Source organism: Streptomyces sp. NPDC017993, from assembly GCF_044328065.1.
Taxonomy (GTDB): domain Bacteria; phylum Actinomycetota; class Actinomycetes; order Streptomycetales; family Streptomycetaceae; genus Streptomyces.
Window position 1 is genome coordinate 157,164 of record NZ_JBIRGO010000002.1, and the last position, 26,059, is coordinate 183,222.

20 protein-coding genes are annotated in these 26,059 nt (G+C 70.3%); 8 read left to right on the forward strand and 12 right to left on the reverse strand.

Annotation, left to right across the window (positions count from 1 at the left end; genetic code table 11):
• Nucleotides 1-215 precede the first annotated feature (215 nt).
• Nucleotides 216-1,379, forward strand: coding sequence for a MerR family transcriptional regulator (locus tag ACH4FH_RS03760; RefSeq protein ID WP_398554109.1), 1,164 nt, complete (start codon nucleotides 216-218; stop codon nucleotides 1,377-1,379).
• 91 nt (nucleotides 1,380-1,470) lie between these two features.
• Here ACH4FH_RS03760 and ACH4FH_RS03765 read toward each other — a convergent pair whose 3' ends face one another.
• From ACH4FH_RS03765 to ACH4FH_RS03780, 4 genes are all read right to left on the reverse strand, one after another.
• Entirely contained in the window at nucleotides 1,471-2,013 is a 543-nt protein-coding gene (locus ACH4FH_RS03765) for an RNA 2'-phosphotransferase (protein ID WP_398554110.1), read from the reverse strand.
• A 56-nt stretch (nucleotides 2,014-2,069) separates the two neighbouring features.
• Nucleotides 2,070-2,633: a hypothetical protein gene (locus ACH4FH_RS03770; RefSeq protein ID WP_398554111.1), complete on the reverse strand. Its 564-nt coding sequence runs from the start codon at nucleotides 2,631-2,633 to the stop codon at nucleotides 2,070-2,072.
• A gap of 66 nt (nucleotides 2,634-2,699) precedes the next feature.
• Nucleotides 2,700-3,599 (reverse strand): zinc metalloprotease HtpX, encoded by a 900-nt coding sequence (gene htpX, locus ACH4FH_RS03775; protein ID WP_398554112.1) that lies wholly within the window; start codon nucleotides 3,597-3,599, stop codon nucleotides 2,700-2,702.
• Between the two features lie 257 nt (nucleotides 3,600-3,856).
• Nucleotides 3,857-4,756 carry an LLM class flavin-dependent oxidoreductase gene (locus tag ACH4FH_RS03780; protein ID WP_398554113.1) on the reverse strand — a complete coding sequence of 300 codons (900 nt, stop codon included), beginning with the start codon at nucleotides 4,754-4,756 and terminating at the stop codon, nucleotides 3,857-3,859.
• 187 nt (nucleotides 4,757-4,943) lie between these two features.
• On the opposite strand from ACH4FH_RS03780, the gene ACH4FH_RS03785 reads away from it, so the two are divergent.
• Nucleotides 4,944-6,092, forward strand: a complete 1,149-nt coding sequence (locus ACH4FH_RS03785) for an HAD hydrolase family protein (RefSeq protein WP_398554114.1) — start codon at nucleotides 4,944-4,946, stop codon at nucleotides 6,090-6,092.
• 129 nt (nucleotides 6,093-6,221) lie between these two features.
• Here ACH4FH_RS03785 and ACH4FH_RS03790 read toward each other — a convergent pair whose 3' ends face one another.
• From ACH4FH_RS03790 to ACH4FH_RS03810, 5 genes are all read right to left on the reverse strand, one after another.
• A complete protein-coding gene (locus tag ACH4FH_RS03790) occupies nucleotides 6,222-7,331 on the reverse strand; it encodes a peptidoglycan DD-metalloendopeptidase family protein (RefSeq protein WP_398554115.1) in 1,110 nt (369 codons plus the stop codon).
• A gap of 475 nt (nucleotides 7,332-7,806) precedes the next feature.
• Nucleotides 7,807-9,486 (reverse strand): GAF domain-containing sensor histidine kinase, encoded by a 1,680-nt coding sequence (locus tag ACH4FH_RS03795; RefSeq protein ID WP_398554397.1) that lies wholly within the window; start codon nucleotides 9,484-9,486, stop codon nucleotides 7,807-7,809.
• Nucleotides 9,487-9,590: 104 nt separating this feature from the next.
• Nucleotides 9,591-13,388, reverse strand: coding sequence for a thiol reductant ABC exporter subunit CydD (cydD, locus tag ACH4FH_RS03800; RefSeq protein WP_398554116.1), 3,798 nt, complete (start codon nucleotides 13,386-13,388; stop codon nucleotides 9,591-9,593).
• A gap of 71 nt (nucleotides 13,389-13,459) precedes the next feature.
• A complete protein-coding gene (gene cydB, locus ACH4FH_RS03805) occupies nucleotides 13,460-14,461 on the reverse strand; it encodes a cytochrome d ubiquinol oxidase subunit II (protein WP_398554117.1) in 1,002 nt (333 codons plus the stop codon).
• A 9-nt stretch (nucleotides 14,462-14,470) separates the two neighbouring features.
• Nucleotides 14,471-15,979: a cytochrome ubiquinol oxidase subunit I gene (locus tag ACH4FH_RS03810; protein WP_398554118.1), complete on the reverse strand. Its 1,509-nt coding sequence runs from the start codon at nucleotides 15,977-15,979 to the stop codon at nucleotides 14,471-14,473.
• A gap of 227 nt (nucleotides 15,980-16,206) precedes the next feature.
• Here ACH4FH_RS03810 and ACH4FH_RS03815 point away from each other — a divergent pair, with 227 nt between their 5' ends.
• On the forward strand, nucleotides 16,207-16,575 hold the full coding sequence (locus ACH4FH_RS03815) for a cyclophilin-like fold protein (RefSeq protein WP_398554119.1): 369 nt from the start codon (nucleotides 16,207-16,209) through the stop codon (nucleotides 16,573-16,575).
• Nucleotides 16,576-16,627: 52 nt separating this feature from the next.
• Here the strand turns inward: ACH4FH_RS03815 and hisC are convergent, their stop codons facing one another.
• Complete coding sequence (gene hisC, locus ACH4FH_RS03820; RefSeq protein WP_398554120.1) at nucleotides 16,628-17,707, reverse strand: histidinol-phosphate transaminase; 1,080 nt, start codon at nucleotides 17,705-17,707, stop codon at nucleotides 16,628-16,630.
• Nucleotides 17,708-18,110: 403 nt separating this feature from the next.
• Here hisC and ACH4FH_RS03825 point away from each other — a divergent pair, with 403 nt between their 5' ends.
• The 4 genes from ACH4FH_RS03825 (at nucleotide 18,111) to ACH4FH_RS03840 (ending at nucleotide 22,874) form a co-directional block, all read left to right on the forward strand.
• Complete coding sequence (locus ACH4FH_RS03825) at nucleotides 18,111-19,211, forward strand: LacI family DNA-binding transcriptional regulator (RefSeq protein ID WP_398554121.1); 1,101 nt, start codon at nucleotides 18,111-18,113, stop codon at nucleotides 19,209-19,211.
• A gap of 228 nt (nucleotides 19,212-19,439) precedes the next feature.
• Nucleotides 19,440-20,618 (forward strand): metallophosphoesterase, encoded by a 1,179-nt coding sequence (locus ACH4FH_RS03830; RefSeq protein WP_398554398.1) that lies wholly within the window; start codon nucleotides 19,440-19,442, stop codon nucleotides 20,616-20,618.
• 212 nt (nucleotides 20,619-20,830) lie between these two features.
• Nucleotides 20,831-21,721, forward strand: a complete 891-nt coding sequence (locus ACH4FH_RS03835) for a hypothetical protein (RefSeq protein ID WP_398554122.1) — start codon at nucleotides 20,831-20,833, stop codon at nucleotides 21,719-21,721.
• A gap of 520 nt (nucleotides 21,722-22,241) precedes the next feature.
• Complete coding sequence (locus ACH4FH_RS03840; RefSeq protein ID WP_398554123.1) at nucleotides 22,242-22,874, forward strand: DUF4234 domain-containing protein; 633 nt, start codon at nucleotides 22,242-22,244, stop codon at nucleotides 22,872-22,874.
• Nucleotides 22,875-22,971: 97 nt separating this feature from the next.
• On the opposite strand, the gene ACH4FH_RS03845 is transcribed toward ACH4FH_RS03840, so the two are convergent.
• Together ACH4FH_RS03845 and ACH4FH_RS03850 are read right to left on the reverse strand one after the other, a co-directional pair.
• Nucleotides 22,972-24,075: a hypothetical protein gene (locus ACH4FH_RS03845; RefSeq protein ID WP_398554124.1), complete on the reverse strand. Its 1,104-nt coding sequence runs from the start codon at nucleotides 24,073-24,075 to the stop codon at nucleotides 22,972-22,974.
• 211 nt (nucleotides 24,076-24,286) lie between these two features.
• A complete protein-coding gene (locus ACH4FH_RS03850) occupies nucleotides 24,287-24,445 on the reverse strand; it encodes a hypothetical protein (RefSeq protein ID WP_398554421.1) in 159 nt (52 codons plus the stop codon).
• A 107-nt stretch (nucleotides 24,446-24,552) separates the two neighbouring features.
• Between ACH4FH_RS03850 and ACH4FH_RS03855 the strand changes: the two genes are divergently transcribed.
• Nucleotides 24,553-26,049 carry a recombinase family protein gene (locus ACH4FH_RS03855; protein ID WP_398554125.1) on the forward strand — a complete coding sequence of 499 codons (1,497 nt, stop codon included), beginning with the start codon at nucleotides 24,553-24,555 and terminating at the stop codon, nucleotides 26,047-26,049.
• The last annotated feature ends 10 nt before the right edge of the window (nucleotides 26,050-26,059 follow it).

Consider the following 26,059-nt stretch of genomic DNA (forward strand, 5'->3'; position numbering starts at 1 on the left):
CCCGTCCCGGGGCGCCCCGGGCTCGGAGGTGGGGGGACCGGCGCCGGTGGTGGCGAAACGACTGCATCCGCGGCGGTCGTACCATCCCTCGCAGGAAGGGCCGCCGCGCACGGCCGTCGCCTGTCCGGCGTCATCGCCTGGCGCACGGGCCGCGGCGGGCGCAACCGGCCGCGCGGACCTCTCGTAGGACGCGGCCAACCGTAAGGAGCACCGCAGTGACCGAGCAGCCGCCGTCGGCCGAATACCGCATCGAGGACCTGGCCCACCTCAGCGGCGCCACGGTCCGCACCATTCGCGCCTACCAGGACCGCGGTCTGCTCCCCCGCCCGGAGCGCCGCGGCCGCGCCAATGTCTACGGCGACGCCCACCTGGCACGGCTGCGGCAGATCGCCGATCTGCTCGACCGCGGCTACACCCTCGCCAGCATCAAGGAGCTGCTGGAAGCCTGGGACGCGGGGCGGGGCCTCGGCGGGGTCCTGGGCCTGGTCGCCGAGATCGACGGCCCGTGGACCGACGAGGAGGCGTCCCGCATCAGCCGTGCCGAGCTGGACTCCACCTTCGGCGGCACGTCCGACGACGCGGCGGTGTCCGAGGCCGTCGACCTGGGGGTGCTGGAGCGCATCCCCGGCCGCGACGACGAATTCCGCGTCCCGAGCCCGCAGGAACTCGCGGTCGCCGCCGAACTGCACTCCGCGGGCGTCCCCCTGCCCGCGATCTCCGGCCATCTGCGCGAGCTGCGCGGCCAGGTCGAGCACATCGCCGCCCGCTTCCTGGACTTCACCACCGAGTACGTCTTCCAGTCGTTCCTCGACCACCCGCCCACCGAAGCCGCAGCGGTGGAGGCAGCTTCCCTCGTCCGCCGGCTGCGTCCCCTCGCCCAGCAGACCGTCGACGCCGAACTCGCCCGCGCCATGCGCACGTTGGCCACCCGGTACCTGCGTCACCACCTCATCGAAGGGCTCCCGTCGGACGTTGAGGGGGAGCCGGGCGGAGCGGTGTACGCAGGGGCCTCCGGTCCCGGGGCGCTACGGGGCGATGGCGGGCCGACAACAGCAACAGAGACCACGACAGCAGAGACAGCGATAGCCGCGGCGGCAGGGCGAGAGGATCGACAGGATCGCGGGACGGTCCCGGGCCATGCCGGGGCCGAGGCCCCCGGGGCGTCAGCGCAGGGCGGTCCCGTGGCGGAAACTCCGGCCGCGGGCCCCGGGCCCCTGCCCGGCTCCGAGCCGGTGGTGCTGCCCGCCGAGGCCGTGCGTGCCGTGCGGGATCTCGTGGGCGCGCAGAACACGGCAGCCTTCATCGCGGCCGCGGCACAACGCGAGGTACACGCACGCGCAATGGACGCCCTGACCTCGGCAGCCCGCACCGAGTCCTGATCCTGCCCGGAGACGAGGCCCAAAGCGTCCCCGTGAGGCACTCAGCGTTCGGTGAGGCATTGCCCTAAGGTGCGGCACGTAAGCCTCCCCCTCACCCGGGAAAGCGCAGAAATTCCGGCGGTACGCGGCTGGTGAGCCAGACCCCGTTGGCGCTGACCCGGAACTCATGGCCCGCCCCGTACATCGCGCCCGCGTCGACCGTCAGCACGACGGCCCGGCCGCGCCGGGCGCCCACCCGCGTCGCGGTCTCCCGGTCGGCCGAGAGATGCACGGCGTGCCGGGCCATCGGCCGCAGCCCCTCGTGCCGGATGACCGCGACGGTGCGGGCGACCGTGCCGTGGAACAGATGGGCGGGCGGTTCAACCGGCGGCAGACCCAGGTCGACGCGCACGGAGTGACCTTGGTTGGCGCGAATCCGGTCGCCCTCGATGGCGTAGCGCTGCTTGTCGTTCTCGGCGACCACGGACTCCAACTCGGCCCGGGTGAAGCGGAAGCCGTGCCGGCCGGCCGCCGCGATCAGCTCCGCCACGGGCACCCAGCCCTGGGCGTCGAGGGTGAGACCGATCCGTTCCGGATCGTGGCGAAGATGCTTCGCCAGATACTTCGAAATGCGCACGGAGCGCTGGACGTTCATGCTCCCAGGGTGGCGCGTGGGGTGCCGCAGAGCATCCGAATTGCGTACGGCGCAGGTCAGAGCCCCGGAGCCCCCCACACCGGGAACCACCGCGCAAGATCCTTCTCGACGGTCAGGTCGTCCGCCAGCATCGCCCGCACCTGAAGCTCCAGTGCGCTGTCACGCTTCTCGCCACCGTGGGAGTGCGGCGCGAAAGGGTAGAACGTGCCGCGCTTGTAGAGGTAGACCAACGCCAGTGGCCGCTGCCGGTCGTCGCGGAAGCCGACCAGCGAACACAGCAGCTGCGGTCCGAAGCCGGAGTCCGCCAAGGACGTGTTGACGGCGTGCAGGTCGTTGACCAGACCTGCGGTGTCCTCCGGCGGATGGCGGACGAGTAGCCAGGTGTAGCCGTACCCGTCCTGGGTGAACTCCACCGAACCGTCCAGCAGCGAGCGTGCCTCCTCCTGGATGCGCGAGAAGGCCCCGCCCTCGACGCTCGCGAAGCACACCGAACCCAGCCCGGTGGGCACAAAACCGGCTGCGGCCTGCAGGGTCACCGCGGCGGACGGCAGCGCGAAGAGCTGGTCGAGGTCGGGGCGTACCGGCTTGCTGCGGCCGAGGATGGCGTCGAGGAATCCCATGCGCGACGTACTCCTTGATCGATTGTTCCGCCGGGCCCGGTGACGCGGCGCGGAAGACGCCCGCCCTCACGGCCGCCCCAGCTGCGTCGCGATGCGCGCCAGCTGGTCGAGCCGCTGTTCCAGGGTCGGGTGGGAGGAGAGCAGCCGGCTGAAGCTCTGCTTGCTGAAGGCCGGGGCGAAGTAGAACGCGTTGAACGGCTCGGCCTTGCGCAGGTCCCGGGTGGGGATGCGCGCGATCTGCCCGGTGACCTTCGTCAGGGCGGACGCCAGCGCCGACGGACGGCCGGTCAGCATCGCGGCGGCCCGGTCGGCGGACAGCTCCCGGTAGCGGGACAGCAGCCTGGTCAGCAGGAAGCTGATCGCGTAGACGACCACGCTGACGGCGGTGACGATCAGGACGGCGATGGCCGCGTTCTGGTCGCGGCTGTCGCGCCCGACACCGCTCCACAGGGCGGCGCGGGTGATGATCCCGGCCAGCACGCCGAGGAAGGACGCGATGGTCATCACCACGACATCGCGGTGCGCGACATGCGAGAGTTCGTGGGCGAGCACACCCTCCAACTCCTCCGGCTCCAGCCGCCGCAGCAGCCCGGTCGTGGCGCACACCATCGAGTTCTTCTGGTTGCGGCCGGTCGCGAAGGCATTGGGCACATCCGACTCGGCGATCGCGACCTTCGGCTTGGGCATGTCCGCCAGCGCGCAGAGCCGGTCGACGGCGCCGTGCAGCTCGGGGGCCTGCTCGGGCGTGACCTCGCGCGCCCCCATGCTGAACGCCGCGATCCGGTCGCTGAACCAGAACTGCGCGACGAACAGCGCGCCCGCGATGAGCAGGATCACCACCCACGCGCCCTTGAGCAGCACCACCAGCACGCCGACGACCACCACGTACAGAAGCCCGATCAGGAACATCGTCGTGACCATGCGGGAGGTCAGCCCGCGGTCGGGGGCGAATCGGGTCCGGGCCATGGCATCCTCCGCAACGCCGCGATGTCGCGCAGTGCGCCGGACCCGGCTCGCGCGCTCACCTCACCCGCGCGCCGCGCCCTGCACACTGCGCCGCTGCACCAATTCTCCCTCTTGTTCCCTATATATGGGGTAAAGCCCAGGCCAGCGGGCTATGAGGCGGGTCTGTCGGCCGGGCGACACACCGACGGGCGCCCCACCGGCCGCGAAGCCCGCCGCGCGGGCCGTCCGCCCGCCTGCCGGCCGAACGGGCGGTGCGCCTACTCGCCGGCCAGCTGGGCCGCCCCTTCGGTGGCGATCCGCTCGAAGACCGCGAGATCGGCCTCGAAGACGGAATCGGCGATCGGCCAGTGAAGGACGAGTTCGTCGAAGCCCAGCTCGGCGTAGGCGCCCGCGAAGTCGACGAAGGCGTCCACCGAGTCCAGCGGCCGGTCCGGGGTGAAGCCGGACAGCATGATCTTGCGCAGTTCGCCGGGCTCCCGGCCGAGTTCCGCGCACGCCTTGCCCAGGCGCTCGATCTGCCCCCGGACCGCGTTCCGGGAGTCGGCCGACGTGCCGCCCTGGGCGACGACCTTGGGATCGCCCGTCGTCACCCATGCCTGACCGTGGCGCGCAGCCAGCTTCAGGCCGCGCGGTCCGGTGGCCGCCACCGCGAACGGCAGTCGGGGCCGCTGCACGCAGCCGGGGATGTTGCGCACCTCGTCCGCGGAGTAGTGCGTGCCCTCGTGGGAGACGACGTCCTGGCTCAGCAGCTTGTCCAGCAGGGGCACGAACTCGGCGAAGCGGTCAGCCCGTTCCCGCGGCGACCACTGCTCCTGGCCGAGCGCGGTGGCGTCGAAGCCGTTGCCGCCGGCGCCGATGCCGAGGGTGATCCGGCCGTCGCTGATGTCGTCGAGGGAGATCAGTTCCTTGGCGAGGGTCACCGGGTGCCGGAAGTTCGGGGAGGTGACGAGGGTGCCCAGGCGCATCCGCGACGTCGCGGCCGCGGCCGCCGTCAGCGTCGGCACGGCGCCGAACCACGTCTGGTCACGAAAGGTCCGCCAGGAGAGGTGGTCATAGGTGTACGCGGTGTGGAAGCCGAGCTCCTCGGCGTGCTGCCACACCGCCCTTCCGCCTTCGGACCAGCGGCGGACGGGGAGGATCACGGTGCTCAGTTGCATACCTCCGAGCCTACGGCGGCGCGGGCGCACCCTCGCCGCCTCGCCTGACGGCACCTGGCCGAAGCCCGGGCACGGCGGCCGTCTGCCCACGCCACCGGTCGCCGCGGCACCGTGCGCCACGACGCATGAAAGCTCATGCGCGCGCCCCACCGCACGCCTGTGCACCCTCGTACGGGAAGATGGCCCGGTGACTGATGCCTCTGCCACGCCACCCCGGGCGCCCGAGCCGGCCGTTGCGCCCCGGCTGATCGCCACCGACCTCGACGGCACGCTGCTGCACGACGACAAGACGGTTTCCGACCGGACGATCGCCGCGCTCGCCGCCGCGGAGCGGGCCGGCATCGAGGTCTTCTTCGTCACCGGCCGCCCGGCCCGGTGGATGGATGTGGTCAGCGACCATGTGCACGGCCACGGTCTGGCGATCTGCGCCAACGGCGCGGCCGTCGTCGACCTGCACCGCGGCCGCCGCATCGTGGAGGTCAGCCCGCTGGAGCGCGCGGTCGCCATCGACGTCGTGGACATCCTCCGCAGCGCCGCGCCCGGCACCTCCTTCGCGGTCGAGCGCACCGGCGGCATCCACTACGAACCGCACTACCCGCCCTTCCACCGCGACCCGGCCGCGGTCATCGCCCCGGCGGAGAAACTCCTCGCCGAGGACTTCGCACCGCCGCCGGCTCCGGACACCACCGGGATCGACGCGACCGGCATCGAGGTGACCGGCATCGACGTGGGTGAGGGCGACGCGGGTCGGATCGGCGCCGACGCGCTCGGTGGCGTGAACGGCGCCGCGCCCGGCCCCGCGGCCACGGGCGTCGACGACATCTCGGATACCCTCACCGCCCCCGCGCGCGGGAGTGCCACCGCGCAGGACGCGGCCGGCGGCACCGAAGCCGCTGTGTTCGTCAGCAGCACCTCCGGCATCGACACCCCTGCGGGCCACATCAACACCACGGGCCCCAACCAGCCCGTCCTCAAACTGCTCGCGCACCACCCCGAGATGGACCCCGACGCCTTCCTCGCACTGGCCCGGTCGGCCGCAGGTGGTCTGGCGTCCTTCACCCGGTCCAGCCCCACCGCCCTCCTGGAGATCAGCGGTCCTGGCGTCAGCAAGGCCGGCACTCTCGCCCGCTGCTGCGCGGAGCGCGGTATCGCCCCCGCCGAGGTGGTCGCCTTCGGCGACATGCCCAACGACATAGAGATGCTCACCTGGGCCGGTACCGCGTACGCCATGGCCAACGCCCATCCGGACGTGCTGGCGGCCACCGACCACCGCACGGAGTCCAACAACAACGACGGTGTCGCCGCCGTCATCGAGCGGATCGTTCAAGGGCGTTGAGCCCGCGCAGGCGCCGGCGCCTCACAGCCCCTGACCCGGCCGGGGTGAGGGACCCGGCCGGGCGCACGGCACCTCGCGGGTAGCCCCGGGCGCGCCGATCCGCAACGCGGACCCACACGTCCCCGCGCGTCAGAGCCGTACCCCGTGCCGCCGCAGCCACGGCACGGGATCCACACCCGACCCCAGGCGGGGCGTCCGCCGCACCTCGAAGTGCAGGTGCGGGCCGGTGGAGTTGCCCGTGTTGCCCGACAGCGCGATCCGGTCCCCGGACCGCACCCGCTGACCGGGCCGCACCATCGCCGCGGACAGATGCGCGTACTGCGAGTACAGACCGTTGCGATGCCGGAGGACCAGGCTGATCCCGAAGCCGTCCCCGCAGGTCAGGCTGGTAACCCTGCCCGAGCCCACGGCTCTTACCGAGGTACCGACGGGTACCGCGAAATCCTGCCCGGTGTGGCCGCCGGCCCAGCGGGTGCCCGCGCCACCGAAGGGCGCGGAGAGTTCGTAGCGCTCCACCGGGCGCGTCCACCGTCCGCGCGGGGCAGCCGCCCGGTCGCCGGAGCCCGCCTCGGTGGACACCGCACGCGGCAGCCTGCCGCAGGACCCGTCGCGCAACGCCTGCTGAGAGAGCGCCTGCAACGTGCCGCGCGCCGCGAGCAGTCCGGTGTCGGCGTGCGTCCGCTCCTCCTGGAGACGGTCGGTGCGGGCGGTGAGGGCGGCGGTGCGGTTGGCCGCCGTCGCGCTGTCCTCCGCCATCACGCGACTCTCGCGGCCCGCGCCACGCAGCCGCGCGGCCAGTGTCCCCTCCCGCTCCTCCGCCTCCTCGAGCACCGCGGCCAGTGGCCTGCGCGCTTCGGCCCCCGCCTGGCGCACGGTGTACGCGATCATGCTGCCGGTGCGGTACTGCTCACCCGCGATCGCACCGGCCGACCGGCGCAGTGCGGCGACCAGCCGCTGCTCCCTGAGCAACGCGGTCCGCAGCCGATCATGCTCGGCCCGCTGAGCCCGCGCCGCACGATGCCCCTCGGCGTACGAGCGGCTCGCCCGGCGCGCCACCTCGCCCAGCCGGATCACCTCCAGGCTCACATCGGCCAGCCGCCGACCGGGAACACGCGCCGCCTGCCGTGGGGCGGACAGCTGCGGTTCCGCGGCGGGCCGCCCGCCGGGCGCCACCGGGCGGCCCGGCCCGCGGCCCTGGCGATCGACGCGTGGGCCGGGGAGCCGGCCTCCGGCCTGCACGCCGCTCCCTGAGGTGTCCCTGGTGGCCGGCCCGGTGGGATCGAGCGGGCCATCGGCCCCAGAAGGCCCGGCAGGGCCGGTGGGTGCTCCGGAGAAGCGTGCGCCCGCACCGAGCACCATCGACACGACGAGGGCAAAGGCCCCCACCGCGCACATCGCGCAGGCCCCGGCCATACGGCCGCGCCGTACGCGCCGGCGGCGCAGGAGCCCGGCGAGGCGGCGGAGGCGGCCGTGTCCGCCCCCACCGGGACGACCGGGCCGGCCGCGGCGCCGGGCCTCGGTGCACCTCCGTTTTCGCCACCATGGGTGTCTCCACGCAGATGAACACATAGACAGATAATTGCCCGAAATGGCAGCGAACTGCCTGATTCAGTGCTCCGAGGTGCCGTCCAAAGCCCCGAACGGCCCAATTCCGCACCCGCCCGGCGCCGACCCGCAGCCCCCGATCCCCCGGCCGCCGGCAGCGCGCCCCCCCTCAGAGCGGCGCTTCCCAGATCACCCGCGTCCCGGCCCCGCCCTCGCCCAGGCCGGGGCCGTACGTACTCGATCCCCCGAGCGCCTCGGCCCGTCGGGCCAGGTTCTTCAGGCCGCTGCGGCGACCTCCGGCCGGGATTCCGACGCCGTCGTCGGCGACCGACAGCCGCACGCCGTCGGCCCCGTCCGGCAGGGTGACCGTCGCGTCGACGGTCACCTCGATCCGGGTGGCCTGCGCATGCCGGAAGGCGTTCGACAGCGCCTCGCGCACCGCCGCGATGAGATTTTTCCCGGTCAGTTCGCCGACCCGGGAATCGACCGGGCCGACGAAGTGCGCCGACGGCTGGAAGCCGAGCGGTACGGCGGCCGTGCCGATCTCCCGCAGCACCCTGGTCCGCAGGCCCGACGGCGCCTCCACCGGCCCCTGTTGCAGCGCGAAGATCGCGGTACGGATCTCCTGGATGGTGACGTCCAACTCGTCGACGGCGGTACGGATGCCCTCGGTCACCTCGGGCACCACGGCCTTGCGCTGGGCGCTCTCCAGCATCATCCCCGTCGCGAACAGCCGCTGGATGACGAGGTCGTGCAGGTCCCGGGCGATCCGGTCGCGGTCCTCGAAGACGGCCAGCCGCTCCCGGTCCCGCTGGGCGTCGACGAGTACCAGAGCCAGCGCCGCCTGGGCCGCGAACTGGGTGGCCAGCGTCCGTTCCGCACCGGTGAAGGGACGGGCGCCGCGGTGGCGCGGCGTGGCGAGCGTGCCGAGCACCCGGCCGTCGCTCTTGAGCGGCAGCATCATACTGGGGCCGAAGCGCGGCGCGATCGGCGTGATCATGCGCGGGTCGCTCGCCGAGTCGTCGACGAACACCGGCTCCCCTGCCAGGAGTTGCTCGGCCACGGGGCTTTCGGGCGGAATCCGCGTGCCCAGGATCCCGGCGGGATCGTCCGCCGATGCGGCGACGATCTCCAGGCCGCCTTCGTCGTCGGGCAGCAGCACGATGCCCGCGGCCGAGTCCGCCAGTTTCCGCGCCTGCTCCGCCACGACCGCGAGCGCGTCGTCCATATCGCCGCCGGCGAGGAGTTCGGTGGTCACCGCGACCGAACCGTCGATCCACCGCTCACGCTGCCGGGTCAGCGCGTAGACCCGGGCGTTGCCGATGGCGATACCCGCCTCGGTGGCGAGCACCCGCACCATGTGCAGGTCCTCCTCGCTGAACTCCCCGCCGCCGCGCTTCTCCGTCAGATAGAGATTGCCGAAGATCTGCCCCTGGACGCGGATCGGCACTCCCAGGAAGGTCCGCATCGGGGGGTGCCCCGACGGCAGCCCGGCAGAACGCACGTCCTGAGCGAGGTCGGCGAGCCGCAGCGGCTTCGGGTCGTGGATCAGCGCGCCGAGCAACCCCGTGTGACCGTCGGGCAGCGCGGCGATCCGTTCACGCTCCTGCGGGCTCACGCCGTACGTCACGAAGTCCGACAGCCCCTCGCCGGCGTCGTCGATGATCCCGATCGCGGCGTACCGGGCGTCGGCGAGCTCGGCCGCCGTCTGCGCGATCCGGTCGAGGGTGACATGCAGGTCGAAGCCGGCGCCGACCGTACGCATCGCCTCCAGCAGCTGCGGTAGCCGGGCGGTCAGCTCCAGGGACAGCCCCCGCAGACTTCGGGTGGCTTCGGTGGCGACTTCCATCGGGTCGGAACCCGTGCCGCCGCCCGTGCCCGTCGGATCCGAGGGTCCTTCCGTGACTGCCATGCCCTGAGCCTAATAAGGGCCCATTTCTGACGAAAGTCCAGTTATGCGGGGAGCGCCGGCACGGGGACGGACGTGGAGTCCGCCGGACCGCCCGGTGCCGTGGGGAGGCCGTGGGCCGCGTCCACCGCCCGTTCGCGCTCCAGCATCCGCCGGAACGGGCCGTCGGCGACGGCCAGCTCCGCGTACCCGCCGTGCTGCACGGCCCGGCCGCCGTCGAGCACCAGCACCTCGTCGACAGCGTCCAGACCGGTGAGCCGGTGGGTGATCAGGACCGTCGTACGCCCCTCGGTCGCGGCCAGCAGGTCGGTGGTCAACGCGTCGGCGGTGGCCAGATCGAGGTGCTCGGCGGGCTCGTCGAGGACAAGCACCGGGAAGTCCGCGAGCAGCGCGCGGGCCAGCGCGAGCCGCTGCCGCTGACCGCCGGACAGCCGGGCGCCGTGCTCCCCGACCATCGTGTCCAGACCGTCGGGCAGCCCACGCACCCAGTCGGCGAGCCGCGCGCGGCCGAGCGCGTCCCACAGATCCCGGTCAGCGGTGGCCGCCGGTTCGTGGGCGTCCGACGGATGCTTCGCCGCGGGCGCCGGGCGTCGTCGGGCGAGCTTGAGGTTCTCCCGCAGCGAGCTGTCGAAGAGATGCGCGTCCTGGGCGCACAGCCCCACCAGGCGACGGACCTCGTCCCCGGCCATCGCCTGGGCGTCGGTACCGCCCAGCGTGTACGTCCCCGCCTCCCGGTCGAGGAAGCGCAGCAGCACCTGCGCGAGGGTCGTCTTGCCGGAGCCGGAAGGACCGACCACGGCGAGCCGCCGCCCCGCCGCCAGGGTGAACCCGACACCGTCCAGCGCGGGCTCGACCTGCCCCGGGTGGCGCGCGGTCAGATCGGCCACCTCCAACGGGAACGGAGAATCCGGAGCAGCCACCGGGGCGGCCGGCTCCGACACCGGCTCCGGCGCGTCCAGCACCTCGAAGACCCGCTCGGCGGCACGCCGGGTGCGCTGGCGGTACTGCACGGCGAGCGGCAGCCCCGTCACCGCCTCGAACGCGGCGAGGGGGGTGAGGACCACCACCGCCAGCGTGACCCCGTCCAACCGGCCCGCGTGCACCGCCTGGACGCCCACCACCGCGGCCGCCGCGACGGTCAACCCGCACAACAGCGCGGAAAGACCGGCGCCGACGCCGGCCGCTCCGGCCGAGCGGGACGCGATCCGGGTCAGCTCACGGTCCGCCCGCCGCACCGCGCCGACACGGCCCACGACGGCACCGGCGACCGTCAACTCGGCCGTTCCCGTGAACAGTTCGACGACGCGAGTGGCGAGTACACCACGGGACGGCGCCAGTTGGCGCTCCGCCCGACGGGCCAACGCACCCGACAGCACCGGCACGCCCGCGCCCGCGAGCAGCAGCCCGGCGGCGAGAATCGCGCCGGCCTCCGGCAGCAGCCACGCGGTGAAACCGACAGCGCCCGCACCGACCAGCACGGCCGCTCCGACCGGCAACAGCCAGCGCAGGAAGTAGTCCTGGACCGCGTCCACATCGGCCACCAGCCGCGACAGCAGATCGCCGCGGCTGCGCTCCTTGAGCCCGGCCGGCGCGAGCCGCTCCAGCCGGCGGAACACGGCGACCCGTACGTCGGCGAGCATCCGGAAGACCGCGTCGTGAGCGACGAGCCGCTCGGCGTACCGGAAGACGGCACGCCCGATACCGAACGCCCTGGTCGCGGTCACCGCCACCGCCAGATACAGCACCGGCGGATGCTGGGCGGCCCGCGAGATCAGCCAGCCGGAGGTCGCCATCAGGCCCACCGCGCTGCCCAGCGCGAGGCTGCCGAGGAGCAGGGCGAGCGCGAACCGCGACCGACGGGCACGGGCGGTGCGCCGCAGTCGGTTCAACGCCGAACCGCGGGCAGGGACCACGGCATCTTCCGGGCCGTCGGTGACGTCCACGGGGGAGGTGGGGTCCGTGCCCGCCGCCGGGCCGGCTTCCGGACGGGGCTGCGGCACCGGCCCGGCCTCGACAACGACATCGGCCCGGGTGCCGGCCTCGCCGACACCGACCCCGACACCGGCTTCGGCTTCGGCTTTGGCGGAAGGCGCCACCGCCGGGCCCTCCGGATTCTCCGCGCCCGCCGGGTCCGGCAGCCGCACCGTGCGGTCGGCCACCGCCAGCAGCGCCGGCCGGTGCACGACCAGCAGGACCGTACGGCCCACCGCGAGCCGTCGGACGGCCGCCACGACAGCTTCCTCGGTCTCGCCGTCCAGGTTCGCGGTCGGCTCGTCCAGCAGCAGGATCGGGCGGTCGGCGAGGAACGCGCGGGCGAGGGCGAGGCGCTGGCGCTGGCCTGCGGAGAGGCCCGCACCGGCTTCACCGAGGCGGGTCGCGGGACCGTCGGGCAGGGCGTCGATGAAGTCCAGGGCCCCGGCGTCCGCCAGAGCGGTCCGCACCGCGGCGTCGTCCGCGTCCGGGCGGGCCAGCCGCACGTTCTCGGCGATGGTGCCCGCGAAGAGGTGCGGATGCTGCGGCACCCAGGCGATCCGCTGCCGCCAGCTCTCCGGAGCGAGGGACGCGATGTCCTGGCCGTCGACGAGGGCCCGGCCCTCGGACGGTGCGGTGAAACCCAGCAGCACGCTCAACAGCGTGGACTTGCCCGCGCCTGAGGGCCCGACGAGAGCGACGGTCTCCCCCTCCCCGACCTCGAACGAGGTGGCGGGGAGCGAGGCACCCCTGCGCCCGGGGTGGCGGACGACCAGCCCCTCGACTGCCAGGGCGGTGCCCTCGGGAGCCGGAGCGGTGCCGGGTGTCGGCAGCGGCGTCTCCAACACCGCGAAGATCTCCTCCGCGGCCGAGAGCCCCTCGGCCGCGGCATGGTACTGAGCACCCACCTGCCGCAGCGGCAGATACGCCTCTGGCGCGAGGACCAGCACCATCAGCCCGGTGTAGAGGTCGATCTGACCGTGCACCAGGCGCATCCCGATACCGACCGCGACCAGCGCGACGGAGATCGTCGCGAGGAGTTCCAGGGCGAAGGAGGAGAGGAAGGCGATGCGCAGCGTACGGAGCGTGGCCTGGCGGTATTCGCCGGTGATGGCCCGGATGGAGGCGGCCTGCGCCTTGGCGCGCCCGAAGACCTTGAGCGTCGGCAGGCCCTCGACGACATCGAGGAAGTGCCCGGACAGGCGGGAGAGCAGCCTCCATTGACGGTCCATCCGCGCCTGGGTGGCCCAGCCGATCAACACCATGAACAGCGGAATCAGCGGGAGCGTGAGGACGATCGTGAGCGCCGAGATCCAGTCGCCGGTGACGATCCTGACCAGCACCGCGATCGGGACCACGATCGCCAGGCCGAGCTGCGGGAGGTAGCGCGCGAAGTAGTCGTCCAGGGCGTCGATGCCGCGGGTGGCGAGGGTGGTGAGTTCGCCGGTGCGCAGCTCCAGGGTGCCGTCGGACGCACCGTCGGCCCCGGCTCCCGGGCCCCTCTCCGCATCGGCGGCGTCCGGCCCGGTCTGCGGGCGGCGGAGGCTCGCGCCGGGACCGAGCCGCGACACCCGCTCGATCAGCCGGGTCCGCAGCTCGGACTTGACCGCCGCGCCGGCCCGGTGCGCGGCCAGTTCGGTGAGCCAGGAGACCAGCCCCCGGCCGAGGGAGACCGCGGCGAGCAGGCCGACCGGAGTGGTCAGGTCACCGAGCGCGAGGTCGTGCTGGAAGGCACCCACCACGAGCTCGGCGATCAGCATGGCTTGGCCGACGACCAGGCCCGCTCCGGCAAGCCCGAGCACCACCACCGCGACGAGGAAGACGCGGGTGGCGCGGGCGTATCGGAGGAGCCGGGGGTCGACCGGTTTCACGTGAAACCTTCCATCCTGCCGGGCCCGCCCCGAGGGGCGGACACGGCTACCGGGAGTCGTTCAGACAGGCCTTAGTGGGCGTCGGCGATGTGCTGGGTCCCGATCCGCTTGCGGAAGACCCAGTACGTCCACCCCTGGTAAAGCATCACGACCGGCGTGGCGATGCCTGCGCCCCACGTCATGATCTTCAGGGTGTAGGGGCTGGACGAGGCGTTGGTGACCGTGAGGTTCCAGCTCTCGTTCAGCGAGGACGGCATGACGTTCGGGAAGAGCGTCAGGAACAGCATCGCGACCGCGGCCACGATGGTGATCCCGGAGAACGCGAACGCCCATCCCTCACGGCCGAGTTGATTGGCCCCGATCGCCGCCACCAGCGCGACCACCGCGACGATCACCGCGATCAGGCTGGTGCCGTCCCCCTTGTCCACCTGTGTCCAGGACAGGAAGCCGACCGCGAGCACGGCGGTGACCAGCCCGAGGACGGCCGCCATCCTGCGCGCCCGTTCCCGGATGTCGCCCAATGTCTTGAGCGAGGCGAACACCGCGCCGTGGAAGGTGAACAAGGTCAGCGTCACCAGGCCGCCGAGGATCGCGTACGGGTTCAGCAGGTCGAAGAGGCTGCCCACGTACTCCTTGTGGGCGTCGATCTTCACGCCGCGCACGATGTTGCCGAACACGACACCCCACAGCACCGCGGGCACCAGCGAGGCCCAGAAGATCGCCTGTTCCCAGTTCCGCTGCCAGCGCTCCTCGCTCCGCTTGGCGCGGTATTCGAAGGCGACCCCGCGCACGATCAGGCAGACGAGGATGAGCAGCAGCGGCAGATAGAACCCGGAGAAGAGGGTGGCGTACCACTCGGGGAACGCCGCGAAGGTCGCGCCGGCCGCGCTGAGCAGCCAGACCTCGTTGCCGTCCCAGACCGGGCCGATGGTGTTGATCAGTACGCGCTTCTCCCGGCGGTCCCGGGCGAGCAGCTTGGTGAGGACGCCGATTCCGAAGTCGAATCCTTCGAGGAAGAAGTACCCGGTCCAGAGGACGGCGATGAGAACGAACCAGACGTCGTGGAGTTGCACGGTCGCCTCCTAGTACGAGAAGGCCATCGGCCGGTCGGCGTCCGTGGGGTCGCCGCCGATCTTGGTGGGCGGGTTGAGGTCGGAGTCGGAGAGCTCCTGGGGCCCTGCCTTGATGTACTTCACCAGCAGCTTCACCTCGACCACGGCGAGAATCGCGTAGAGCGACGTGAAGACGATCATCGAGGTGAGCACCTCACCCTGCGAGACCCCTGGTGAGACCGCGTCGGAGGTGCGCAGCACGCCGTAGACGACCCAGGGCTGCCGTCCCATCTCGGTGAAGATCCATCCCCAGGAGTTGGCGAGGAGCGGGAAGCCGAGCGTGACGAAGGCGAGCGACCAGTACCACTTGGTGAGGCGGGGGCCGAGTTCCCTGTTCTTGGTGAGCGCGAGGCGCGGTGGCTCCTCGTCCCCCGTACGCAGTCCCGGCGCGAGCCAGAACTTCTTGCGGGTGAGCCAGAGCCCGGCCAGTCCGATGGCGAAGGACGACATGCCGAAGCCGATCATCCAGCGAAAGCCCCAGTACGCGACGGGGATGTTGGGCCGGTAGTCGCCGGGCCCGAACTTCTGCTGCTCGGCCCTGTTGACGTCGTTGATGCCGGGGACCGGCGAGGAGAAGTCGTTATGGGCGAGGAAGGAGAGCACGCCGGGGATCTCGATGGCGACCTTGTTGTGTCCCTTGTCGACATCGCCGTAGGCGAAGACCGAGAACGGCGCCGGCTTCTCGGTTTCCCACAGAGCCTCGGCGGCGGCCATCTTCATCGGCTGCTGCTTGAACATCACCTTGCCGAGGGAGTCACCGCTGATCGCGGTGAGCACGCCGGCGATGACCAGGGTGACCAGGCCCAGCCGCAGCGACGTCCGCATCACCTTGACGTGCTTCTTGCGCATCAGGTGGAACGCGGAGATGCCCACCATGAACGCGGCGCCGGTGAGGAAGGCCGCGGTCAGCGTGTGGAAGACGACGACGAGGGTGGTGTCCTGCGTCAGCACCTTCCAGAAGTCGGTGAGCTCGGCGCGGCCGTTGGCGGCGTTGTACTTGTAGCCGACCGGGTGCTGCATCCAGGAGTTCGCCGCGAGGATGAAGTACGCGGACAGGATGGTGCCGATCGAGACCATCCACATGCAGAAGCAGTGGATCTTCTTGGGCAGCTTGTCCCAGCCGAAGATCCACAGTCCGATGAAGGTGGACTCGAAGAAGAACGCGATGAGGGCCTCGAAGGCGAGCGGGGCACCGAAGACGTCACCGACGAACCGCGAGTAGTCGGACCAGTTCATGCCGAACTGGAACTCCTGGACGATGCCGGTGACGACACCCATCGCGATGTTGATCAGGAACAGCTTGCCCCAGAACTTGGTGGCCTTGAGGTACTTCTGCTTGCCCGTTCGCACCCATGCGGTCTCGAGTCCGGCCACCAGAGCGGCGAGGGAGATCGTCAGGGGGACGAACAGGAAGTGGTAGACGGTCGTGATGCCGAATTGCCATCGCGCCAGAGTCTCTGGCGCCAACGCCAGTTCCACGTCGTTCTCTCCTTACGTCGCCGTTGCACTACGGCACGTTGCCCCTTTTTGTGCAGGACGAAGCAGCACAAAAGCAGCACGCTTGTGAACGCGTTCACATTCACAAGCAATTATCTCCCACGGTCCCGGAACCTTGCACAGGGGGGGGTACGTGACAGCGGTCACGCAGGAATCCATGGCACGCACCCCCTTCCCCCGAGCTTCAACATATTGTTGAATTCGGCGCCATGGAGATTCGCTTTTCGTGGCCTGCGGGCCAGCTGACCGCCACCCTCGACGACACGCCGACCACCACGGCCCTGGCCGCCGCCCTGCCGCTCCAGGCCACCGCCCACACCTGGGGCGAGGAGGTCTACTTCGAAACCGGGCTCACCCCCGCGCTGGAGGCCGGCGCCCGTCAGGTCGTCGAGCCCGGCACGGTCGCCTTCTGGACCGAGGGCAACGCCCTCGCCCTGCCCTACGGCCCCACCCCGATATCCCTGGGCGACGAATCCCGCCTCGCCTCCCCCTGCAACGTCCTGGGCCGCATCGACGGTGACCCGCGCCTGCTCGCCACCGTCCGCAACGGTGACCCCATCCGGGTGGAAAAAGCCTGAGGCCGCAGGTCAGCGACGGCTGACCCACGGCCTCGGGACCGCGAGGGGACGCTCAGAGCGCCTTGCGGAACTCCTCCGCGGCCTGCAGGAACAGGTCCATCGCGGCGCTCTCGCCGATCGTCACCCGCACTCCTTCACCGGCGAACGGCCGCACGACGACCCCGGCCCGCTCGCACGCCGCCGCGAAGTCGGTCGTGCGGTCACCCAGCCGCAGCCACACGAAGTTCGCCTGCGAGGTCGGGACCGTCCAGCCCTGCCCCTCCAGGGCGTCGGCCACCCGGGACCGCTCGGCGACCAGCCCGTCGACCCGCTCCAGCAGCGCCGCCTCGCTGCGGAGCGAGGCCACCGCCGCCTCCTGCGCCAGCTGGCTCACGCCGAACGGCACGGCCGTCTTGCGCAGGGCGGCGGCCACCGGCTCGTGGGCCACCGCGAAGCCGATCCGCAGCCCCGCCAGGCCGTACGCCTTGGAGAAGGTACGCAGCACGCACACGTTGGGGCGGTCGCGGTAGAGCTCGATGCCGTCCGGCACCTCGGGGTCGCGAATGAACTCGCGGTAGGCCTCGTCCAGGACCACGAGAACATCACTGGGCACCCGGTCGAGGAAGGACTCCAGCTCGGCCCGGCTCACCACGGTGCCCGTGGGGTTGTTGGGATTACAGACGAAGATCAGCCGGGTGCGCTCGGTGACCGCGGCGAGCATCGCCTCCAGGTCGTGCACCTCGCCCGAGGTCAGCGGCACCTGCACAGGGGTGGCCCCGGAGACCCGGGTGACGATCGGGTACGCCTCGAACGACCGCCAGGCGTAGATCACTTCGTCACCGGGCCCGGCCGTCGACTGGACCAGCTGCTGGGCGACACCCACCGATCCGGTGCCCGTCGCCAGATGCTCCACCGGCACCGAGAAGTGCTCGGACAGCTCGGCCATCAGGGCCGTGCAGGCCATGTCGGGGTAGCGGTTGAAGGAGCCCGCGGCGCTCACCGCACTCTCCAGGACACCGGGCAGCGGCGGATAGGGGTTCTCGTTGGAGGACAGCTTGTAGGCGACGGGACCGTCGGCCGCCGCCGGCCGGCCCGGCTTATAAGTGGGGATGCCGTCCAGCGCAGCACGCAGCTTGGGGGTCTTCTCGCTCACCGCAGGTCCTCCTCGACAATCCCGCTCGACTCCAATACTGCACACCTTATGAGGATTGCCCCGTCCGGCGGCAGCCCCCGGCCCTACAGTCGGGCCGCGACACAGCTCACGGCCCCGCCGGAGCGCCAGGCGCACACGGCTTGGGGAGCGCTTCGCCCGGTGTCGCGCGCCGGTGGCTCGCGCCGTGGCGCGCGTCCCTCGTGAAGGTGACTTGAGACCTCTTCGAGACCTGGGGCGATCGACAGGCAAAGCCGTCGAATCACACCTTAAACGATCTTCGTACAGGGCAACTGCCTGCACTTTGAAGGCAATTGACGGTTTCTCACCTTGCAGAAACGTGCCTCTGAGTAGGTACCGGAGAAGCCCCTCGACTTGCCCTGCCGAGCCCTACTATCGGCTCGCCATGACAGCAGCAGGGAAGCACCAGGTGAGCCGGTCTACCGGTCGCCGGCTGGGACGCGCGGGCATCCGGGACGTGGCCGCCGCAGCCGGTGTATCGATCACGACTGTCTCCGACGCGCTCAACGGCAAGGGCCGGCTTCCGGATGCCACCCGTAGCCACGTCCGCGAGGTGGCCGAACGGCTGGGCTACCGCCCCTCCGCCGCCGCCCGAACCCTCCGTACCGGCAAGTCCGGCCTCATCGGCCTGACCGTGACCACGTACGGGGATGAACCTTTCACCTTCACCGAATTCGCCTACTTCGCCGAGATGGCCAGAGCCGCCACCTCCGCCGCGCTGGCCCGTGGCTACGCGCTCGTCATCCTGCCCGCGACCTCCCGCCACGACGTGTGGTCCAACGTCGCCCTGGACGGCACGGTCGTCATCGACCCCGCCGACGGCGACCCGGTCGTCACCGAACTCGTCCGGCACGGCATTCCCGTCGTCTCCGACGGGCGGCCGGGCGGCAGCCTCCCCGTCACCGGCTGGGTCGACAACGACCACGAAGCGGCCGTCCTCGGCCTGCTCGACCACCTGGCCGACGCCGGCGCCCGCCGGATCGGCCTGCTCACGGGCAACACCACCGACACCTACACCCGGCTGTCGACCACCGCCTACCTGCGATGGTGCGAGCGCGTCGGCCAGGAACCGGTCTACGAGTCCTACCCGGCGCACGACCCGCGCGCGGGCGCCGTCGCCGCCGACCGGCTGCTGGCCCGCCCGGACCGGCCGGACGCCGTCTACGGACTCTTCGACCCCAACGGCACCGACCTGCTGGCCGCCGCCCGGCGCTACGGCCTGCGCGTCCCCGAGGACCTGCTGCTGGTCTGCTGCAGCGAGTCCACGGTCTACGCCACCACGGAACCCCCCATGACCACGCTCTCCCTCAAGCCGCGCCGCATCGGCACCGCCGTCGTCCAGATCCTCATCGACGCCATCGAAGGACTCGACAACGGCCGGCCCGTCGAGCAGGTGATACCGACCGATCTGATCGTCCGTACCTCGTCCCAGCGACGGTCCCCCCGGACGACCGTGATCCCCCCGCGGGGCCCGGCGGGCGACTGAGCGTGCCCCCGCGAGCGGAGGAGTGGGCGTATCGGCGACGGCCGGGCGCCTCCTTCACCCAGGAAAAAATATGGCGATCCCGGGACAAATCATCCGGGAATGCCGGGCTCCGGCCGATTGACCACCCCCGGGTGCGTCACAACCCGCGAGCGGCATTCCTATGATGGGCGCACGACACCGCGGACCGCCGTCGACCAGGCAAAGGTCCGAGAGGTGCACGGCGGCGCGATGGTGGAGGGGTCGATGACTCAGGGGGCCAGTCAGGGACCCATGGTGTGGACCATGGCGGGACAGACACCGGCGTCCCCTCCACCGCCCTTCCCGCCCGCCGGTGCGCCGGCCGGGCCGCCTCCGGTGCCGTCGGCCGACCACCCCCTCCAGCAGCCCGCGGGCCCTCCCGCCGCGCCCCCTGCCGCACCCCCCGCCGTGCCGCCCGCCGCCCAGCCGGTGGACCTGCCGGAGGAGTACACCCCGACGGCCCGTGACCTCCCGGTCATCGGGGCCGACCGTACGGACACCCTCATCGACCAGCCGGCCGTCGGCCTGCTCCCGGAGGCCGAGACCGCGCTCGACCCGGAATCGACCGAGAGCATGGGCCCGCTGTACGTCGTCGGCGACGTACACGGCTACTACGACGAGCTGCGCGAGGCACTCGCCGCCGAGGGGCTGATCGACGCCGACGGCAGCTGGGCGGCCGGCAATGCCCGACTGTGGTTCCTCGGCGACTTCACCGACCGCGGCCCGGACGGCATCGGCGTCATCGACCTCGTCATGCAGCTCTCCGCCGAGGCCGCGGCAGCCGGCGGCTACTGCAAGGCCCTCATGGGCAACCACGAGCTTCTGCTGCTGGGCGCGAAGCGGTTCGGCGACACCCCCGTCCAGTCGGGCGCCGGTACGGCCTCCTTCCAGGCCGCCTGGCTGCTCAACGGCGGCCAGAAGTCCGACATGGACCGCCTGGAGGACCACCACCTCCAGTGGATGGCCCGCCTGGACGCCGTGATGGAGGAGGACGGGCATCTGCTCGTGCACTCCGACACCACCGCCTACCTCGAATACGGCGACTCCGTCGAGGCCGTCAACGACACCGTCCACGACGTGCTCACCCGCAGCGACGCCGACGAAGTGTGGGATCTTTTCCGTAAGTTCACCAAGCGCTTCGCCTTCCGCGACGAGACCGGTTCGCAAGCTGTGCGCGAACTGCTGGACGCCTATGGCGGAACGCGCGTCGTGCACGGCCACAGCCCCATCCCGTATCTGCTGGGTGAGGTCGGCGGGGAAGAGGGCGAGAAAGACGCTGTCACCGTCGACGGCCCGCACGTCTACGCCGACGGCCTCGCCATCGCCATGGACGGTGGCGTCACGATGGCCGGAAAACTGCTGGTCGTTCAACTTCCGCTGTCCGACTGAGCGTTATTCGCGCAGGTCTGCGCCGGGCCGAGGGAGTGCGGCGGCCCGGCGGCCGGGGTGCGGTCCGGCAATGGACTGGCTCATTTTCCGGAAACACCCTGTAACCCCGTGCCAAAAACGCTCTACCATCGGTCTATCCGTAGCAGGCTCTCCTCCGTTTCCGCCCACCGCCCGGCCACGCCGGCTCGTACGGCCCTACGGAGCATCGGGGGATGCACATGAACAGCGCTTCGCACCTGCTGAATGAGGACCGCGAGGAATTCGCGCGGATCCTTGATGACGCACTGCGTACCGCCGAATACCGCCCGGACCACCTCGCTTCCGGCGCGGCCGACGCCCTCAACACCGAACAGCTGCGCACGATGGCCCTGAGCGCCACGAGCGCCATCGCCGCCTGCGCGACGGCCGAATACCAGCGCTATGTGGAACTCCGCACCGCATTGCGGGCGGCCCCGTCCACAGCGCCGACTGTCGCGGCGGACGACCGGGAGGAGGACGACGCGGCGTCCGGGCAGGAGCACGTTCCGGCCACGGCCGTGATCGAGGCCCCCGAAACGGCCGGCGCGGGACTGGCCGCCATGGTCGCCGTCCTCGCACCGGTCCTCGCCGGTATCGCCGCCATCCTCTTCCTCCTCATCGGCTACGTCCTGCGCGCCTTCGGCCCGGACCCGGCCGCGGCGCGGCCACTGATCAGCGTCGGCTGGATCTTCGCGGCGCTCACCGCCGCGGGCGCCCTGGTCGCCATGGGATGCCTCGTCGTCACGGCCCTGCGCAACGGTTCCTCGTCCGCGCAGGACGCGAGAGAGGGCGCGGACGAAGAACTCCACCGCGCACACGACGAGTGGCGGCGCGTCCTCCTGGAGCGCGGCCTGCTGCCGTTCCTCCGCGAGGCACTCACCGACACCGCACCGGGCGGACCGGACCGCGACCCCGCCCATTACGTCCCCCGGCCCCACTCCGAGCCCAAGAGCCGCATCCCCACCCTGGGCTACTCCCGCCCCGACTTCACCAGCCCCGACAACGGCTCGGCCTCTCGCCCCCGCCACTCCAGCCCGGGCTTCACCAGCCCCGAATACGGCGGCTCCGACCACGCCCCCGAGTGAACGACCGGGCACGGGGACGCAATACGCCCGACCGCCCTGGGCAGCAGGCCCAACTTCCTCAGGAATTCGTCCTGATCGAAGTAGCGGCGGTGGCTGACGATCTGCCCGTTCTCCGCCGTGGCGACGTCACAGCGGTGGCCGCATTCCCTGGACACAACTGCGGTGGCACGCATGCCCATTTTCCCACACAGCGGGCCAAAGGGAACTTGACCGCCAAACCTCCAACTGACGGGCAACATACGGCGCTTTAATGTCAATTCGGGCCTACGCTGGAGAGGCAAGGTGTGATCGACGGCATTGGCCGCCGTCGGCGTGATCCGCCGCGTCTCCCGTGAAGAAGATCGCACCCGGAATTCTTCGGGGTCGACTGGGGGTCCCCATGCAAAAAGCAGCGCATGCAGCGCAGTCAGTGCGACAAGCTCAACGAGTGCAGCCCGCTCCATCAGCGCAGCTAGCGGATTCCGTTCAGCAAGCGGAATCCGTTCAGCAGGTGCAATCCGTTCAGCAAGTGGACCGCTACGTGCACGAGAGGCGCGCCACCGACCAGATCTTTGTCGGCTGGGCCATCTACTTCTTCCTCCTGTCGTGGATCACTCTGGGCATCTACCCCCTCGTGATCTTCTACCGCCGGCTGGAGCGCTCGGACCTCTTCAGAGACCGTCGCCTTCACTACTACGGCGCCGTCATCGATTCGTCGAAGCAGTACGCCGAGGAGCGCGGCATGTCCGATGCCACGCACGATGACCTGCACGATCTGGAGCACTTCGTCAAAGCGCGCTTCGCGGACGAGCACCAACCGCTGAGGGCGGGACTGTCGCTCTTCCTGAGCTTGATCACACTCGGCGTCTACGGGTTCATCGCGACCTACCGGCTGATGCGTTTCTGGTGGCAGATCCAGCTCACCGAGCAGGATGTCGACGACAAACTCAGCGTCATCTGGAAGAAGCTCGGAATCGTGCGGTATCCGATCACCTTCGAACCCGTACCGGCGCTGAATCGCAGCTTCGGTCTGCACCTCCTCCTGTCCCTCGTCACGCTCGGGATCTACGCCGCTGTCTGGAGCTACCGGCTCCACACCGACCCGGAGAAGGTCTATCCGGAGTTCCACTCCGCCGAGGACACCGTGCTCAACGCCCTTCGGAACGCGCCGTAGGCAGCCACGAGCCAGCGCCGCCACGGAAGCGGAAGCCTCCGGTGCGGCGCTCGTTCGTCTCGTATCGCCCTTGGCGGGTGAGGGCGCCAGGCCATCCTCAAAGACGCCGAACAGCTTGTGCCTCTGCTCGTTCCACCGAGGCACGCCCGTGGGTGTGAACCAGCGCCAGGTGAAACAGCGCCGGGGCCAGTGGAGCCCACCGGTGGATTCGGTCCGGACGCAGCAGATACTTGGCCACCTCCGCAGAGCGAAACGGAACGTAGTCGACCGTTTGGTGCTCCCATCTGTCGGCGACGCCTCTGCTCATGCGTGCCTGAAGTCCGTCGCGGGACAGGTCATGCAACTTCGCGGAGAAGTGGGCACTCCAGTGGCGTCTGTCGACATCCAGCACGAAGGCCAAGAGGGCCAGGGAGTACTCGTGCGGCTCCAGCGACAGCTCCTCCCGCATGCCACGGCGTGCAACCGCGTACAGGTCCGGTGCGTTCCTGCCGGATGAGTCGATGTGCCGGGACAGCCCCTCATTCACGGAGGAGTTCCATACTCCGGGTGCCATACGCACGCGATCGCTTCGCTGACTGACAACCACCATGTCATCGGCTGTCACCACGGCAACGTTGACCGCGAAGCTGCACTGCAGGAAGGCCGGCGCCATGAGCGGCTTGTCCGGATCGAGGTAGCGGGACCGCGGTGTGGTGCCATCGGGCAGTCGGCGGTCGAGCTGCTGGGCCGCGAGGAACGTGTAGTAATCCGTCGGGCGCAGCCGCAAGTGGACTTCCGGCTGTTCGTCGAGGGCAGTCCTGGAGACGTCGAAGGACTCGACGGCATAACGAGAGCCGTTCCACACCGGCGTCCGGCCCTCTGCCCGGAGCTGTGTGCTCTCGGCCTCGATCTCGTCACGCCAGCCGGCCATCTCGGAGGGCAGCGCTATCTCATCGTCCAGCACCTGGATGTGCATAGCCTCGCCAACGATCGTGGACTCGCCGTCCCCCTCCACAATCAAGGCCGAGGTGTGGAGCGGCCCCAGCGAGAAGGTCGTCCACGCGCGGCTGGGCTCCTCTCGAAACCGAAGGCTCCGAACCGCACTCGACGAGCGCCTGCGAACCTTGAACCAGGCATCTTGCAGGGGCTGTTGGAACAGAGTTGCGAACACCATGCCCAAGACGGCGCCGACCACTCCGTTGGCCAAGTCGATTCCTCCCATGCCTGGGAGGTTAGACAGAGTGATCAAGTACGGGGCAGCCTTGCCTCTTTCGTTACTTCGGGCCTCGTGGGCAACACGATTGCCTGGCGTCGCGTCGTGTCTCCCTCCGCGCGGAGCTGCCCCCGCCGCAGCGCACCCACGACCGTTGCAAACCCCGAGGGGCCCCGACTCCATCAGGGCCCCTCGGTGTGAGTCGGTCAGATCCCGGCGATCAGTCCGCGAGCGGCAGGTAGACGCGATTGCCCGCCGCCGCGAACTCCTTGGACTTCTCGGCCATCCCGGCCTCCGGGTCGATCGCCAGGTCGCCACCGTGTTCGCGGCGGATGTCCTGGGAGATCTTCATCGAGCAGAACTTCAACAAAATACCCACATGCTAGATTGCCCGACGAGACAGGGGCAGCGACGCGAGGGGGATCAATGGCCGCAAGGGACGAGGTAGTTACCAGGCTGCGAGGTACGCCAGCCGACCTACCAACCGTGGCGGACGTCCAGGCCATGCTGGCAGCCAACCCAGCCATGAAGTGCGTCGTCTGCTACGCGCGCATCTCCTTCGACGGACGAGCCAAGGACGCGCACGGCATCGAAGATCAGCACCGTGAGCTGAGTGCCAAGGCCAAGGCATTTGATTGGCTCGTCGTGTACCGGTACACGGACAACGACAAGAGCGCGAGCAAAGAAGAAGTCGTCCGCGACGACTTCGAGCAGATGCTCGTAGATCTGACGGCGGGCCGGACCCCGGAGGGCTACCCCGTCCACGGTGTCATGGCGATCAACGATGACCGCTTGTACCGGAGGCCCGGCGACTGGGAACGGTATCTCCGTGCCTTCACATCGCACCCCGACCGCGTCTATTTCGACTCCAACGGGCCCCAGGACCTCTACGCCGAGGGGTTCGAGGTCAAGGGCTTGGTGGGCGTCGCCATGTCCCTCGCCGAGACCCGGAAAAAGCAACGGCGCAGCCGGACCAGCCACCACAACCGCGCGATTCGCGGGCAGTCGGTAGCGGCATGGCGCCCGTTCGGCTGGGACGACGACAAGATCAGCCTTCGCCCGGACGAGGCGGAGGCGATCCGCGATGCCGTGCGCGACCTCCTGGCCGGCGCTTCCATCAGCGAGATCACCACACGCTGGAAGGAAGCCAAGTTCATCACCAGCAGGGGCAACCTGTTTCAGTACCAGACTGTGAAACAGGTGCTACTCAACCCGCGGCTCTGCGCGTATCGCGCGATCAAGGACGAGCTGGTTCGTGATGAGGACGGGCAGCCCATCGTGGGCGAATGGGCACCGATCATCACCCCCAAGGAGTGGTTCGCCGTCGTTGCGACCATCCGGAAGCGAGGCCGGGGCAGCGGTCAGCCGCGTGGCGGTCTTGTTCACAAGTACCTGCTCACCGGGATTCTGCGATGCGGCAGCGTGAGCGATGACGGAGTCATCTGCAACAACAAGATGATCGGCATCAAGGCCAACGACTGGCTGAGCTACAAGCACGCATACATGTGCAAGAAGACTGTGGACGGCGGTTGCAACAAGACGTACAAGCGTGGCGATGAGACCGACAAGCACACAGAGAAACTAGTCCGGGCCAAGCTCAAGCAGGACGCCGCCGCCGCCGCTCAGGAGGTACCCGACTGGACTCGGGGTGAAGAGTTGAACGCCGCCACGGCGAGGCGGAACGCCCTTGAGCAGCGTTGGCAGTCCGGACAGATCGATGATGAGACGTTCTTCCGCAACCTCCCCGCCCTTGATTCGATGGTGAAGGAGTTGCGAGCCGACCATGCAAAGCACCTCGCCACGGTGGCCGCAGCCGAAGCCGCGACAGTCGATGTTGACGTGGAGTGGAACGGGAAGACACTCACCCAGAAGCGAGAAATGATCAAGGGCGTGCTGCACGCGATCATTGCTACGCCTAGCGGCAAGGGCCGGAAGCCGTTCGACGTTGACCAGCTCAGGCCAGTGTGGCGGTCTTCCGAGTAAGGACCACGCC

What these genes read in the sequence shown, in the direction of transcription:
- ACH4FH_RS03765 (WP_398554110.1), bottom strand. Translation starts at nt 2,013, where the DNA reads ATGAACGTCCAGCGCTCCGTGCGCATTTCGAAGTATCTGGCGAAGCAT.
- ACH4FH_RS03770 (WP_398554111.1), bottom strand. Translation starts at nt 2,633, where the DNA reads ATGGGATTCCTCGACGCCATCCTCGGCCGCAGCAAGCCGGTACGCCCC.
- htpX (WP_398554112.1), bottom strand. Translation starts at nt 3,599, where the DNA reads ATGGCCCGGACCCGATTCGCCCCCGACCGCGGGCTGACCTCCCGCATG.
- ACH4FH_RS03780 (WP_398554113.1), bottom strand. Translation starts at nt 4,756, where the DNA reads ATGCAACTGAGCACCGTGATCCTCCCCGTCCGCCGCTGGTCCGAAGGC.
- ACH4FH_RS03795 (WP_398554397.1), bottom strand. Translation starts at nt 9,486, where the DNA reads ATGGAAGTCGCCACCGAAGCCACCCGAAGTCTGCGGGGGCTGTCCCTG.
- ACH4FH_RS03815 (WP_398554119.1), top strand. Translation starts at nt 16,207, where the DNA reads ATGGAGATTCGCTTTTCGTGGCCTGCGGGCCAGCTGACCGCCACCCTC.
- ACH4FH_RS03825 (WP_398554121.1), top strand. Translation starts at nt 18,111, where the DNA reads ATGACAGCAGCAGGGAAGCACCAGGTGAGCCGGTCTACCGGTCGCCGG.
- ACH4FH_RS03830 (WP_398554398.1), top strand. Translation starts at nt 19,440, where the DNA reads ATGGTGGAGGGGTCGATGACTCAGGGGGCCAGTCAGGGACCCATGGTG.
- ACH4FH_RS03835 (WP_398554122.1), top strand. Translation starts at nt 20,831, where the DNA reads ATGCACATGAACAGCGCTTCGCACCTGCTGAATGAGGACCGCGAGGAA.
- ACH4FH_RS03845 (WP_398554124.1), bottom strand. Translation starts at nt 24,075, where the DNA reads ATGGGAGGAATCGACTTGGCCAACGGAGTGGTCGGCGCCGTCTTGGGC.